The organism is Paenibacillus sp. FSL K6-1566, assembly GCF_038050475.1.
GTDB lineage: Bacteria > Bacillota > Bacilli > Paenibacillales > Paenibacillaceae > Paenibacillus_AQ > Paenibacillus_AQ lactis.
The window spans coordinates 5316037-5330122 of sequence record NZ_JBBOSR010000001.1 but is presented as its reverse complement, the minus strand read 5'-3'; the positions used below and the strand labels follow the sequence as shown (position 1 = coordinate 5330122).

Here is a 14086-nt window from a genome sequence, read left to right as displayed (position 1 = left end):
GACAGTGTAGCCCAGAGGGAAGTTAAAATTCAAGTAGCATTTACAAGCCTAGGAAAGGAACAGGCAGGAACCATGAAGGAAATGAGCAACGAGGAACTGCAGGCCTGGGTTGAAAGCGTCTCGTTGAAGAGCTTCGGGGTACCCTTTAGGCATAAAGCAACGTTTAACCGCCGTTTATCCTCCACCGGAGGCCGGTATTTTCTGAAAAGTCATCACATCGAAATCAACCCTCACCAGCTGGCCGCGAATGGACCGGAAGAGGTGGAGAAGATCATTAAGCACGAGCTGTGCCATTACCATCTTCACCTGGCGGGGAGGGGCTACCGTCACCGGGATCCCGACTTTAAACAGCTGCTGCAGGCGGTGGGAGGCAGCCGGTTTTGCAAGTCGCTGCCGGCGGCAAAGCCGGCGGGCAGGAAGCCGGAGCCTTATCGATACAAGCTGCGATGCGGGGCATGCGGAACCGAATATTTGCGTAAGCGCAAAATGAACCCGGCGCGTTACCGGTGCGGTCGCTGCAGCGGACGTCTGACGCTTCTACAGCTTGACTCCCCCAAGAAGTCATGATAAATTATTACTAGCTAATCGACTTGACGTTCCCCGATAGCTCAGTTGGTAGAGCACTCGACTGTTAATCGAGTTGTCACAGGTTCGAGTCCTGTTCGGGGAGCCATTTCATGGAGAGATACCCAAGTGGCTATAAGGGGACCCTCTGCTAAGGGGTTAGACTGCGTAAGCGGTGCGAGGGTTCGAATCCCTCTCTCTCCGTTCAGATACACACCATGGGAAGCTCCCGTCACATCAGTGACCGGGGGCTTTCTTGCGTAGGGATGATATGGACCGGAAGCTTTATTGTATGGATAGCGAACAACCAACTAATTGGGCAGGTCATTCCGCAGTATCAGGGAAATGGACATCTGGAGGGAGAAGAGATGAAACAGATAATTGCCATGGGCGGCGGGGGGTTCTCCATGGAGCCGGACAACCTGCTGCTTGACCGGTATGTACTGGCGCAAGCTTCGAAAGAGTCACCGAAGGTATGCTTTATTCCGACGGCGAGCGGAGATGCGGACAACTATGTGGAGCGGTTCTATACTGCATTTCGTTCGCTGCCCTGCACGCCGTGCCACTTATCCTTGTTCCAGCCCAATTTCACAGATCTGAGAACCTATGTGCTTGAGCAGGACATCCTTTATGTTGGAGGCGGCAATACCCGAAACATGCTGGTGCTGTGGAAAGAGTGGGGCCTTGATCGAATCCTGCAGGAAGCCTATGAGCGTGGAGCCGTTTTAACCGGACTCAGCGCAGGGTCGATCTGCTGGTTTGAAGAAGGCGTTACCGATCCGCTAAACGGCCCGCTGTATAAACTGAACGGCCTTGGTTTGCTCGCGGGGAGCCATTGCCCGCATTATGACGGAGAGAGCAAGCGGAGGCCCGCTTACCATGACCTGATCCTTCAAGGAGAGGTTCGGCCTGGTTATGCCGCAGACGATGGAGCCGCATTGCATTTCATCGACGGGCGCCTGCACGGTGTCGTCAGCTCGAGGCCCGACGCGAAAGCATACCGCGTAGAGCGATCCGGGGATACGGTGAAAGAGCATGAACTCCAGGTGAAATGGCTGGGTTAATGGCCTTTTATGGTGTCTGCAAAAAAAATATAAAAAAATGAAAAAAAGGGCTTGTCATCTTTTTTGAATTTATGCTATACTCAATCTTGTCGTCACGGCGACGTGCTTAAAGTGGCCCGTTGGTCAAGGGGTTAAGACACCTCCCTTTCACGGAGGTAACAGGGGTTCGAATCCCCTACGGGTCACCACTTTCATCATCGCATCACGGATCATAATCCGGATGGTTGGGAAGTCTTTATGGCAGCTGCATGATTGTCATCGAGAGCCATTAGCTCAGTTGGTAGAGCACCTGACTTTTAATCAGGGTGTCGAAGGTTCGAGTCCTTCATGGCTCACCAGTTTTTTCGATAAAGTGATCGATTCGCTTCATCTTTATATTATGCGGTAGTGGTGGAATGGCAGACACGCTATCTTGAGGGGGTAGTGGGTGTATACCCGTGGAGGTTCGAGTCCTCTCTACCGCATACATGAATGGAAATGAAGAAACCCTGCACGGTACAGTGCAGGGTTTCTTTCGTATTTATGAACTTTATGCGGCGGATGCACCCGACTTTTTATTACACTTATACGCAAGAGATAATGTTTCATATTTGCAGAAGAGGTTAATATCATACCGTAGACGAGTACAACTTCTAAAAACCTATAAGGAGTGATTCAGAATGGCTAACAACAATAATGGTAAGATGAGCCGTGAAGAAGCAGGACGTTTAGGTGGGGAAGCTACAGCAAATAATCATGACAAAGAGTTCTATCAAGAGATTGGACGCAAAGGCGGCGAAGCCACTGCGGAGTCTCATGATAAGGAGTTTTATCAGGAGATCGGGAAAAAGGGCGGCGAAGCCACTGCCGAATCCCATGACAAGGAGTTCTACCAAGAAATTGGCCAGAAGGGCGGCGAAGCCACCGCGGAGTCTCATGGACGAGAGTTCTATGAGGAGATCGGACGCAAAGGCGGCGAAGCAACCTCCGATTCCCATGACCGTGAGTTCTACCAGGAGATCGGGCAGAAGGGTGGACAAGCCCGAAATGACAGCGACGGCAATGACGGCAAGATGAGCCGTGAGGAAGCAGGGCGGAAAGGCGGCGAGGCAAGAGCACGCCAGCGCCGCGGTGATTAACATTATCGCCGAATCGTTCGGAAAAGGCAGGCTTAGCAGCCATTAGGTTTGGTGCTAGCGCCCATTCCAAAGCCCCGCCAAATGCTCCATGCATGCGGGACCGCGTAGATAAGCCTGCAAATCGACGTTTAACAACCGAGGCAGCTGCGAATCCATACTGGATACGCAGCTGCTTTATTTGTGTCTATAGGATGGGGCAGCACGTTTCCAGCGTTTCCAGCTCCCCCTCATGCATTAAGCCTTAAAGGCGGTGATTAAGATAAGGCGGCATAGTTTGAAATCGGCATACATATTTTGAGCGAAATTCGCTGGACAAGGATCCTTATGTGAATATATGATAATGATAACCATTCTCATTTATGATAGGGGTTTTTTACATATGGATGTGGCCGGGAATAGCCAGGTACTGAACGGAATTAAGGAATTTGGGGGCCTGACGGCCTGGTTGTGGAATATTGAAATATTCCGGGAGCAGGATTTGCCGCTCGATTACCAGCTTACGATGCAATCGGCACTTATTCTGCAGATGGGAGGGGAATCGTTCCTCCATACGGGGGAGCAGAGCCTGCATATGCGCAAAGGCAGCGTTAAGATCTGCCGGGCAGGTTCTACCTTCTGTCTGACCAAGGCCGGTCGTGAAGAGAGGAAGAAGCAGGCGCATGCCGTCATCGCCATTCTTTATTTTGCTTTCTATGAAGGGCTGCCGGGGAGCGGGCACCTTCGTGAGGCGGATGACTCCGTATTGATTCCTTGCGGAGAGTTTTGCGAAGCCGGCCTGCCGGAATCGCTGTACAGCTCCTGCAGCTCGCTCTATGAATATTTTCACAGCGGAGACAGGATGAAGAAGTGGCGGGCACAGCTTGACTTTCAGGAGCTGCTGTACACGATGATTACGGAATCTGTTTCAGGTCAATCCGAGGGTAAGCGGCAGGCGCTGGAGCGGGCCAAAGACTATATGCATGAGCATTATGACGAAGAGCTGACGCTGGATCAATTGGCAGATCTGGCGGGCTTTAGCCCGAAATATTTTGCCGAAGTGTTCAAGAACACCTACGGCCACACCCCGATGGATTATCTATCGGGCATCCGCATGAATAAGGCGAAGCTACTGCTATTGCGGTCCGAGCCTTTGCTTCGGGAGGTTGCGCATCAGGTGGGATATAAGGATGAGTTTTATTTTAGCCGCAAGTTCAAGAAAAGCTTCGGCCTCTCTCCATCCGAATACAGAAAAAAACGAAAAAACAAAATCGCCTTGTACGGCTCGACCTCGCTCCTCGGATATGCGATGCCGCTCCAATTCGTCCCTTATGCCGCGCCGGTCCACCCCAAGTGGTCCCCTTACTATTATCATGCCCTTGGCTCTGAAATCCCCGTGCATCTTGACGCTTACAGACAGAACCACAACAAATCCGCGAATCTGGAAAGGCTGGCCACAGCAAGCCCGGAGCTGATTATATGCGCACAAGAGGTCGAGCTTTGGGAACGGGAGCTGCTGGAGAAGATTGCGCCTATATACGTGATGCCGGGGGACCGGGAGGGATGGCGCGTTCAACTGCTTGCTTTAGCGGACAAGCTGGGCAGGAGGCCGGAAGCGGACAGCTGGATCGAATCGTATCAGGAGAAGACGGCGAATTGCTGCAGCGCAATTGAGAATCTTCCGAATGAGGAGAAGACGGTCCTGACGCTTCGCATCCATCAGCGCGAGCTTACGGCTTACAGTCATCCCGGTATGAAGGAACTATTGTACGATCGTCTGAAATTGCAGCCGGCGCTTGAATCCCTCCTTGAAGCTGACCGTCATGGTCTTGAGGATTTGAGCGTAACGGCGATTAAGGAATGCGGAGCGGATCATATCCTTCTCCTTGTTCGTCAGGATTCGGAAACACTCGCTTTTTGGAAGCAGGTGCAGGCGTCGCCGGAGTGGCTGATGATTCCTGCCGTAAGGGAGGGTCGTGTGCACCAGCTGCCCTCTTTCCCATGGCGGGAGTATTCTCCTGTCGCGATGGAACGAATGACGGAGGAGGCCTGCAGGCTCTTTACCGAAACTGCCCGTATCCGGAAATGATCCATGGGCAATCCGCATTTCGTCCATGGCGAAATGAATCGCTATCCCTTAACATAATCAATAATGATAATCATTATCAACTATGGAGATTTGAAAGGGGAAGCAGGAGAGAGATGAAGAGAACGAAATGGATCTTGGGGCTGTTGCTTACGGCAGCCCTGGTGCTGTCCGCTTGCGGCGGCGGAACGAATAAATCGGAGGATGCAGGCATCGCGGCAACCGGCGGTTCGGAACCAGCTGGAGCAGCGAATGCGGATGCCGGAACCAAAGAGAAAGAAGAAACGGCACCGGCATCGTCCGAAACGAAGGTTGTCAAATACTTGGATCAGGAGTACACGCTTCCGGCAAATACCGAGCGGATCGTGATTACAGGTGCTGTCGAGGCAATGGAGGATTCCATCGTGCTGGATGTGAATCCGGTTGGAGCCATCTCGTTCTCCGGCGAGTTTCCCCCAATGTTTCAATCGATAACGAAAAACGCGCAGTCGATCGGAGAGAAAACGGAGCCTAACTTTGAGACCATTTTGTCCCTGAAACCGGACGTGATCCTCGGTTCGACGAAATTCAAGCCGGAGGTTGTCGAGCAGTTGAATAAAATCGCGCCGACGATTCCGTATTCCCATGTGTCGACCAACTGGGAAGCGAATCTGAGATTGCTTGGGGAGCTAAGCGGGAAAGAGGAACAGGCCGAGCAGGCCATCAGCCAATATCAAGCGGATCTGGAGGCGGCCAAAGCGAGTTTGGGCGATAGCCTGAAGGACAAGAAGGTCGTCGCGCTCCGAATCCGTGCGGGAGAGATGTACATTTATCCGGCTGGCGTATTTTTCAATCCGGTGTTGTATGAGGAATTGGGGATAGCGGTACCGGCTGAGGTAGCGGCTGTAGAGGCGCAGGAGCTGATCTCGAAAGAGAAGTTCGCCGAGATGAACCCGGATTATGTATTTATCCAGTTCTCTCCTGACGAGAACAAGGATACACCGAATGCGCTGGAGGAGCTGCAGAACGATCCGATCATGAGCAATTTGAACGCCTTCAAGAACGGCAAGGCATTCGTGAACGTCGTGGATCCGCTTGCTCAGGGCGGAACGGCGTACAGCAAGATCGAGTTTCTGAAGGCGGCTGTGGAGCATCTGGCGAAATAAAAATCACGGCACAAACGGATAAGGATTGTTGTTCATGGGATTCAAGAAATCGCTGCCGGCTGTCATCCTGGTGATGGCCCCGGCAGTATGCTTATTGCTGATGGGGGCTTCCATCCTGTATGGGGCCAAAAATATTACGATGAATACCGTCTGGGATGCCATCGTTGCCTTCGATCCGAACAGCGTGGATCATCAGATCATTCGGAGCTCCCGGCTCCCCCGGGTCATCGGGGCCATGCTGATCGGCGCTTTTCTTGCGGTTTCGGGAGCGCTGATGCAGGGCATGACGAGGAACTATCTTGCGTCCCCTTCGATTATGGGGGTGTCGGACGGCTCGGTGTTCGCGGTCACGCTGTTTATGGTGCTGATGCCGAATGCCTCCTCCGGCCTGTATATTGTCAGCTCGCTAGTCGGCTCCGCGATCGGGGCCGCCGTCGTATTCGGCTTGGCTTGGCTTATACCGGGCGGCATGCGTCCGGTTCAGCTCGCCATACTCGGCACCGTAATCGGAACGTTTCTCAGCGGTACGGCGGAGGCGATCGCGGCTTATTTTCAAATCTCACAGACGGTCAGCCTCTGGTACAATGCCCGTCTGCATGCGATGGATCCGGAGCTGATCAAGCTGAGCATCCCTTTCGCTGTGGCCGGCTTGGCGCTTGCCTTAACGCTTTCCAAATCGGTAACGCTCCTTTCGCTCGGAGACGATACGGCTAAAGGTCTCGGCGTGCGGCCATGGATCATTAAAGCCTTGGCGATGCTTGCGGTTGTCATTCTGACCGGCGTGTCGGTTGCGCTTGCGGGGAAAGTGGCTTTTGTCGGGTTGATCATCCCTCATATTGCGAGGTATTTGTCCGGCTCGGATTATCGCTGGATCGTTCCCGTCTCCGGGGTGCTTGGCGGCCTATTCCTGGCTCTGTGCGATATTCTGGCGCGCTTCGTCAATTACCCGTTCGAGACGCCGGTCGGCGTGATCACGTCCATCATCGGCGTTCCCTTCTTCCTGTACTTAATCAAAACGAGGGGAGGGGCGCAGCGTGCGTAATGCTACCGGCCGGTTCGGCCTCGTGTTCGGCGCAGGGATTGTACTGGTGCTGGCCGCTTTTTATTTCAGCTTGACGAGCGGAACGTTTGATATGTCCGTCGCGGAAGTCGTTCGCACGCTGCTGCGCATCGATTCAAGCCACGAATTCGATCTCGTCGTCTTCGAATTCCGGCTGCCGCGAATCGTCCTTGGCGCGCTCGTCGGCTTCGGGCTCGGCACGGCAGGAGGAGTGATTCAAGGCGTTACCCGCAACGGGCTTGCGGATCCGGGCATCCTCGGCATCAATGCCGGAGCAGGCATGGCGGTTGTGCTGTTCATGTTCCTTTTCCAAGGACAGCTGACGATGACAGGCTGGACCGGTGTCATGATGATGCCGATGTTCGGCGTGGCGGGCGGTTTGGCCGCTACCGGAGCCATCTATATGTTTGCAAGGGAAGGTGGAAGGCTCGATCCGCAGCGGCTCATTCTGGTCGGGATTGCAATAGCTTCCGGTTTCGGGGCGGTGACGATGTATTTTGCACTCAAAATGAATCCCAAGGATTACGAGATGGCGGTTGCCTGGCTGGCAGGAAGCCTTCACAGCGCCAACTGGAAGTTCGTGGTGACGATGATTCCCTGGCTGCTAGTTCTGCCGGTCATTATTTGGAGCCGTGCCCACGTGCTTGATCTGTTCCAGCTCAGCGAGGAGAGCGTGAAAAGCGTTGGCGTATCGGTGGAACGCGAGAAAAGGGTTCTTCTGCTCTGCAGCATCGGATTGGTTAGCGCAAGCGTCGCCGTATCGGGCAGCATCGGCTTTGTCGGCCTGATCGCTCCGCACTTGGCCAGACAGCTTGTCGGGCTGAAGCATCGGTATATGCTGCCGGTCAGCGGCCTTGCCGGCATGGCGATCATCATGATCGGGGATCTCATCGGACGAACGATCTTTGCTCCCGCAGAGCTTGCCGCAGGCATCGTCGTCTCGGTGATCGGCGTTCCTTATTTCGTTTATTTATTGTTTCGCATGAGAAAATCTTGATCATCCGGGGAGGAACTATGAACCGATATCAGAAGCTTTCGGCCTTGGACCGAGAACTAACCCTGTATTTGCCCCCTCTTATCACCATTCGGACCGCTGCTATCCTGTAGCTTATGTTCAGGACGGCGGCGATTCCTTCATGGATTGCTTGAATTATTTAGAGCATCTGTTCAAGGACGGAAGGCTCGGAGAGCTGATCCTGGTCGGGATCGCGACGGAGAAGCGGAACGATGAATATACGCCATGGCCGGCGAAGTCGCTGCTTGAAGGCCGTCCTCCTTTTGGGGGACGGGGAAGAGAGTACGTCTATGAAGTCGCCGATCGCATCAAGCCTTACATTGACGGTCGTTACCGGACGCTGCCGGAGCCGGAGCATACGGGGATCGTCGGCGCCTCGTTCGGCGGGCTGATCTCCATGTTCGCAGGGTATTGGCGGCCGGATACGTTCGGCCGGATCGGCATGCTATCGGCCTCATTATGGTATGAAGGCGTCATGGAGTTCATCCGTGGCCATGAGAAGCTGCCGCCGGGCCTCCGGGTCTATATGTCGGTCGGTCAATACGAAGGGGCCTACAAGCAAGGAATCCAGCAGTTCATGACCCCGAGCAATCTGGAGGCATACCGCATTTGGACGGGGGAAGAAGGAGCGGATTCCAGGGTTAGGCTCCACATGGATCCGGATGGAACCCATGATCCGATCTTTATGTCCAGGAGATTCCCGGATGCGGTGTCGTGGCTGTTTGACGAAGATGGCAGCGGGGCTGCTGTGGAGGCCCGAGCAGCGATGGAGCAGGATGCAAGGACAGAGGGCCAAGCCGTTACGGCGGAAGGAATACGCGGCATCCCGGAGACGGCTGGGCCCGCTTATCGCATATCAGGCACGGTTACATGGAACATGCAGTCGGAGTCGACTGGGCGCGTATACCGAATATCCGTGGCCGAGCCGATGGGACCGCCGCCTGAAGGCGGCTATCCGGTGCTGTATTCGCTTGATGCCAATGCATCCTTCGGGACGCTGGCGGAGGCGGTGAGGCTGCAATCCCGTACACCGCGCGGCATAACGCCTTCCATCATCGTCGGGATCGGCTACGACAGCGACAGTCCGATCGTGACGGATGAGCGGTTTTACGATTATACCGTGCCTGCAGCGGCACACGAGCTCCCCGTCCGTCCGAACGGAATGCCGTGGCCGGAAACCGGCGGCGCCGAAGACTTCCTGGATTTTATCGAGCTTCAGCTGATCCCCCGCATTGCGTCGCGATATCCGGTGAATCCCGAGAAGCAGTCGGTGTTCGGCCATTCTTTGGGCGGTTTCTTTGTGCTCTATGCGCTGTTCACGAGGCCCCACATCTTTCGGCGGTATATTGCAGCGAGCCCATCAGTCTGGTGGAAGCAGCATGTGCTGTATAAGACATGGGAGGTCTCCAAGCCATTCCTTCAGCCGTTCGACTTGCAGCGGGAGCTGAGCATTTTTGTCGGTACCGAAGAAAAGCCCGCCATGGTCCAAGACGCAAGGGATTTGTATGCAAAGCTGCGAGAGCACCGGCATTTGCTGCACGCCGAGCTTCATGAAATCGAAGGGGAGGGCCATGTATCCGTGCTGCCGTCCCTGGTAAGCCCGCTTCTCCGTCTGATCAGTTCATAATAGGAAGCAACGCAGATATAACCAGTTATAACAAAACAAAAGCAGTATGGGACCCGATGGATCCTATACTGCTTTTTTATAATGTGCTCGTATTTGAATCCGCCCGCATAGGCTGCAGGCCGCCAGGGTGGCGAACTTCGGGAATGGCGAATGTACGAAAAGCGAGGAGAACGATGAGCGTGGTTATTCCTCCGTTTCTCCGGCATGGTCATCGTCCAGCGCGGAGGAATATTTCGGATAGAGCCTGCGGATGCATTCGGGACAAATATCGTGCGTAAATTCGACGGGAAGGCGTCTCTCAAGATAGCTTTCAACCGGTTCCCATGTCTCTTCCTGGCTGACATGCTTGCATACGGCGCAGATGGGGATGTGCTCCGGGAGCGGAAGGCTGCGGGCAAGCGTCTGCTCGAGCAGGATTTGCCGCTCTTTATACTTTGTAATGTCGGTAAAGGAAAGGATGGCGCCGTGAATGAAATTATCGCTGCTTTCGGACAGCGGCTGGACCTCGCATAGCACCCAGAATACTTTACGGTTCCGGGAGACCGAATACTCCAGGACGCAATCCGGCCGGCTTCCTTCCAGAACGGCTCTGACCGAGGATAAATAATGTTCACCGTCCAAGCTGCCGAAATCGACCTCCCCAAAGCACCAGGGCATAATATCAAAAAATGATGCCCCCTGCCATTGAAAATCAGGCGAGACACCATATCTTACGGACATCGTTACAAGCGGATCGTTTATCTTATCGATCATGCCGTCGGGCGTAATGATCATTAAGCCTCTGTTCAAGGCATGGACGGCATAGTTCCAAGCTGTGCTCATGGTATCGTAGGGCAAAAGGGTTCGCTCCTCTTACGAAATAGACTCATGGGTAAAAGGTACAACGATCCATGGGTCCTATGGTATAATTTAGGCAACATAGATAGATTATACACGTATTTAAGTTGTTTTGCAAGAGGGAAATACGTATTTAAGTAATTTTTCTTGGAAAGAGAATCAGGAAGGCGGTTGTTTGATGCAGTCTATTTACCAACGAATCGAACATCTGATAGAAAGCCGGGGTATGACGAAGAAGGCGTTCTGTGAAACCCTCGGGATCAGCACAGGGAATTTTGGTGACTGGAAGCGAGGGAAAACAACGCCGAGTACGAATAAATTAATTGAAATAGCAGCATTTTTCTCCGTTAGCCTGGACTGGTTGATTATCGGGAAGGGCAAGCCCACCACCCGGGTGAATGAAACGAGAGAGGAATATGAGGCGGAAACGGCGCTATCCGCGCTGTCGGGTCTCGAAGAGCGCGAGAAGGAGTTCATCCGGGAGTACCTTGAGTTTTCGGCTTACCGCAGGGATAAGCGAAACGAGAAGACTTAGCGTCAAGGCTATGGCGTGCGGGAAATAATTGGATCTTTACAATTGTGGATTATGGCTATATAATAGGGAATGTTCTGCTGAAGAACTTCTTTATTATATGCGGTAGTGGTGGAATGGCAGACACGCTATCTTGAGGGGGTAGTGGGTGTATACCCGTGGAGGTTCGAGTCCTCTCTACCGCATTATGATTGAATCGGCATAAGAAGCTGTTGTTCAAGCGTAAGCTTGGGCATCGGTTTTTTTTGTTGTCTCGAACGCCCCGGTTTGACTCTTTCCTGTGCCGACAAAGCCTTTACATACCGTTTCAATTTGTGCCACAAGTTTAAAGTCTTATTGTAGCGTTCATAATAGGGCATGAAGGAGTGAGGCGAGTTATGAAACCATTGTACACGGCTGACGTGAAGGTTGTTGGTGGACGCGAGGGCTCGATCCAGTCGTCCGACGGAGCTCTTAATCATAAGCTTAGCATGCCGAAGGAGCTTGGCGGACCCGGAGGGGAAGGAACCAATCCGGAGCAATTGTTCGCAGCGGGATATGGGGCTTGCTACGAAAGCGCGCTGGCCAATATCGCCCGCAAGGAAGGGGTAACGCTCAAAGACGTGACCATCCATTCTCAGGTGATGATCGGCAAGGATGAAACGGACGATGGCTTTAAGCTGGCCGTGAAGCTGAAGATTGAGATGCCGGGAATCGAGCGGAGCCAGGCCGAGGAGCTTGCAAAAAAGGCGCATGCGTTCTGTCCGTATTCCAAAGCGACGCGAGGCAACATCGATGTGGAGCTGAACGTAATCTGACGATTGAATAGAAGGGGATTGTCCTCCATGAGGGATAATCCCCTTTTTATTGCATAACAATATGGAACTTTTTCCATACTTCGCCGTATTCCGTTATTAAAAGGCAGCTTGAAAGGAGCGCATAATATGCGTATTGAAGAGATGATCGCTGAACGGTTTGTCTGCAGCAAATGCCGCGGAACTCAGTGCGAGACGAAGGAAGTATCCATGTCGGGAGCGGGGCTCAGCAAGCTGTTCGATATTCAACACAATCATTTCCTGTTTGTATCCTGCACCCACTGCGGGTATGTGGAAGTGTTTAATCCGGATATTTTGGAGGGGAAAAAGCGCGGCCAAATCGGCTCAATCCTCGATGTGTTCTTCGGTTGACATCGCCTTTAAAATTCTTTAATATGACTAAGTACCAGAAAGTACAACCAGTCATAAGCAATTACAAATCAATATAAACGGGTGATGACATGCCATACAAACCGCAGATTACAGATGTAACCAAAGCTGGGAGCAATGAGAAGGAAGGGTTGTACGAATTCATTATCCATTTGGCTGACGGAACGGATTGCCGCGTGTTCTACAACCGGTTTCCTGAGTGGAAGATGACGGCGCTGAGCCGGCTTGGGAAAGTGCCATGCCCAGTATGCCGCAAGGATTTCATTTGTAAATGCATGGATAAATTTTCAGATGATTTCGATCAGCAGATGAGAGACGGCGAGTGGTTGAGCAAAGCGGTCGAATCTGAATAAGGCGACGCATGATGAAGCGCGGGAATTTTCCTGCGTTTTTTCTTATTGGGCGAGTTTTAGGGTCGCATCGTAACCAAAGGAGGGCAGGTTGATTATGAAGAAGGCGGGCAAGGATAACGAAGAATACGCCATCGTGTTGATTGACGGGGTGTGTCACTTGTGCCAGGGCTTGACCCGATTTATTATCCAGCGGGATCCAGCCGGCCATTTCCGGTTCGCATCGCTCCAATCGGAGATCGGGCAGTCACTGCTGGAGCAGGGAGGACTGACGCCGGATGGCGGGGATACGATGGTGCTGATTGAAAAAGGAAAGTACTACACCCGGTCGCAGGGGGCGCTGCGCATTGCCCGGCGGCTCCGCTTTCCGTGGCCTCTCGCCTATGCGATGATCATCGTGCCTCGTCCGATCCGGGACCGTGCGTACCGCATCGTGGCCAAGAACCGTTACCGCTGGTTCGGCCGCTCCGAGGCATGCATGATACCGACGCCGGATATCCGGCGCCGGTTCCTCTCATAAATTCCCGGAATGCGAATGGCCCCTACGAGCGGGGAGCCCGGAACCCGGCCGCGACGGCCTCCTCCTCGGTGCAGAACCATTGCTCCTCCTTTGTCCGCTCGTAGTATGGCGATTCGGGTGTGTGGTAGATCTTTTCGCCTTTCGAGTTGATGTTCCCTTTGATGCTGCAGCCGGACTTGGCGCTGCCTGCAGCAGATGCTACTGTCTCTGCCGGTTCCGGGGATTCCCCGGATGCGGCGGTGGATTTGGATTGAGCGTCCCTGTCCTGTCTTCAGGGTGGAAGCCGTCCTCTTGCGCGTAATTCTCGACGCTCCAGATGCCGAGCGCCTTTTCCCTGCTGATGCGCTGAAGATCATTGAATTTATCAACGTAACGGACGTTCGGCGGATAAATATAGGCTACCCGCGCCAGCCCCTGCTCGAGCAGCGCTTCTTGGACCATTTTTCCGTCTACATAAACGTACGCAAGCAGCCGGGAGTACTTATCCCGGTTCGGACCGATATCGAATTCCAATTCGAGCTTGTCGGCTTGCTCAACGAGCTCCTTCGTGAAAGCTTTGGCCTCCGGTCCGAAAGGCTGGACTCCCAGCTTGGGATGGCTTGTTTCGGGCGTGTCAATCAGCAGCATCCGGACGTTCTCCTTCTTGCCTTCAAACATAACGCTGATCGTGTCTCCGTCCACCGCCTTGACGAGCTCGACGGGTACCCGGGGCAGGTTCAGGTCGTCAGTAGGATAAGAGCCTTGCTTCCCGTTCGGACTTTGGCTTTGTGCCGCCTTCGTGGACGTTGTCTGCTCCGTTTGGGAGGCGGCAGCTGCCTTTTCGTTCGAAGCAGGGGGCGCCAGCGGCTGGCTGCAGCCGGACAACAGCAGCAGACCGGTTAACAGTGCGGTTAAGATTCGTTTCTTCACGTGATGTCACTCTCCTGACTAGGCTGTATGATATGTATGGGTAGGGATTAGGAGACTCTATTAACCCATCCTATATAAGGAAGTTCTATATACGAAATA

General features: G+C 53.4%; 14 protein-coding genes, 6 tRNA genes and 1 pseudogene. 19 read left to right on the top strand and 2 right to left on the bottom strand.

The features are described 5' to 3' along the window. The first annotated feature begins 81 nt into the window (after positions 1-81). The 13 genes from NST08_RS23700 to NST08_RS23640 all read left to right on the top strand — a co-directional run bounded on the left by NST08_RS23700 (position 82) and on the right by NST08_RS23640 (position 9655). A complete protein-coding gene (locus NST08_RS23700; RefSeq protein ID WP_007132386.1) occupies positions 82-567 on the top strand; it encodes a SprT family protein in 486 nt (161 codons plus the stop codon). A 30-nt stretch (positions 568-597) separates the two neighbouring features. After that, positions 598-673, top strand: a tRNA-Asn gene (locus NST08_RS23695). A gap of 6 nt (positions 674-679) precedes the next feature. Beyond that, a tRNA-Ser gene (locus NST08_RS23690) sits at positions 680-768 on the top strand. Positions 769-932: 164 nt separating this feature from the next. Next, positions 933-1628, top strand: coding sequence for a Type 1 glutamine amidotransferase-like domain-containing protein (locus tag NST08_RS23685; protein WP_007132387.1), 696 nt, complete (start codon positions 933-935; stop codon positions 1626-1628). A gap of 113 nt (positions 1629-1741) precedes the next feature. Then, positions 1742-1816: transfer RNA gene (locus NST08_RS23680), tRNA-Glu, on the top strand. 74 nt (positions 1817-1890) lie between these two features. After that, a tRNA-Lys gene (locus NST08_RS23675) sits at positions 1891-1966 on the top strand. Positions 1967-2009: 43 nt separating this feature from the next. After that, positions 2010-2092, top strand: a tRNA-Leu gene (locus NST08_RS23670). A 195-nt stretch (positions 2093-2287) separates the two neighbouring features. Next, a complete protein-coding gene (locus NST08_RS23665; protein WP_210094478.1) occupies positions 2288-2746 on the top strand; it encodes a KGG domain-containing protein in 459 nt (152 codons plus the stop codon). Between the two features lie 379 nt (positions 2747-3125). Next, positions 3126-4811 (top strand): AraC family transcriptional regulator, encoded by a 1686-nt coding sequence (locus NST08_RS23660; protein ID WP_213613812.1) that lies wholly within the window; start codon positions 3126-3128, stop codon positions 4809-4811. A gap of 113 nt (positions 4812-4924) precedes the next feature. Then, entirely contained in the window at positions 4925-5953 is a 1029-nt protein-coding gene (locus tag NST08_RS23655; protein ID WP_210094476.1) for an ABC transporter substrate-binding protein, read from the top strand. Between the two features lie 34 nt (positions 5954-5987). Further along, entirely contained in the window at positions 5988-6995 is a 1008-nt protein-coding gene (locus tag NST08_RS23650) for a FecCD family ABC transporter permease (RefSeq protein WP_210094475.1), read from the top strand. Beyond that, positions 6988-8010 carry a FecCD family ABC transporter permease gene (locus tag NST08_RS23645; RefSeq protein ID WP_210094474.1) on the top strand — a complete coding sequence of 341 codons (1023 nt, stop codon included), beginning with the start codon at positions 6988-6990 and terminating at the stop codon, positions 8008-8010. Before NST08_RS23650 ends, NST08_RS23645 begins: the two co-directional genes overlap by 8 nt. A gap of 25 nt (positions 8011-8035) precedes the next feature. After that, entirely contained in the window at positions 8036-9655 is a 1620-nt protein-coding gene (locus NST08_RS23640) for an alpha/beta hydrolase (RefSeq protein ID WP_341342651.1), read from the top strand. A 183-nt stretch (positions 9656-9838) separates the two neighbouring features. On the opposite strand, the gene NST08_RS23635 is transcribed toward NST08_RS23640, so the two are convergent. Continuing rightward, on the bottom strand, positions 9839-10492 hold the full coding sequence (locus NST08_RS23635) for a PAS domain-containing protein (RefSeq protein WP_210094472.1): 654 nt from the start codon (positions 10490-10492) through the stop codon (positions 9839-9841). 178 nt (positions 10493-10670) lie between these two features. Here NST08_RS23635 and NST08_RS23630 point away from each other — a divergent pair, with 178 nt between their 5' ends. The 6 genes from NST08_RS23630 (at position 10671) to NST08_RS23605 (ending at position 13078) form a co-directional block, all read left to right on the top strand. Next, complete coding sequence (locus NST08_RS23630; RefSeq protein ID WP_210094585.1) at positions 10671-11027, top strand: helix-turn-helix domain-containing protein; 357 nt, start codon at positions 10671-10673, stop codon at positions 11025-11027. Between the two features lie 99 nt (positions 11028-11126). Next, positions 11127-11209: transfer RNA gene (locus NST08_RS23625), tRNA-Leu, on the top strand. Between the two features lie 192 nt (positions 11210-11401). Continuing rightward, positions 11402-11821: an organic hydroperoxide resistance protein gene (locus NST08_RS23620; RefSeq protein ID WP_251535571.1), complete on the top strand. Its 420-nt coding sequence runs from the start codon at positions 11402-11404 to the stop codon at positions 11819-11821. A 126-nt stretch (positions 11822-11947) separates the two neighbouring features. Next, on the top strand, positions 11948-12190 hold the full coding sequence (locus NST08_RS23615) for a zinc ribbon domain-containing protein (RefSeq protein WP_077567953.1): 243 nt from the start codon (positions 11948-11950) through the stop codon (positions 12188-12190). Positions 12191-12279: 89 nt separating this feature from the next. After that, positions 12280-12561, top strand: a complete 282-nt coding sequence (locus NST08_RS23610) for a hypothetical protein (RefSeq protein WP_210094470.1) — start codon at positions 12280-12282, stop codon at positions 12559-12561. Between the two features lie 94 nt (positions 12562-12655). Continuing rightward, positions 12656-13078, top strand: a complete 423-nt coding sequence (locus NST08_RS23605) for a thiol-disulfide oxidoreductase DCC family protein (RefSeq protein WP_210094584.1) — start codon at positions 12656-12658, stop codon at positions 13076-13078. 22 nt (positions 13079-13100) lie between these two features. On the opposite strand, the pseudogene NST08_RS23600 reads toward NST08_RS23605, so the two are convergent. Continuing rightward, positions 13101-13987: pseudogene (locus NST08_RS23600) on the bottom strand (thermonuclease family protein). Positions 13988-14086 lie beyond the last annotated feature (99 nt).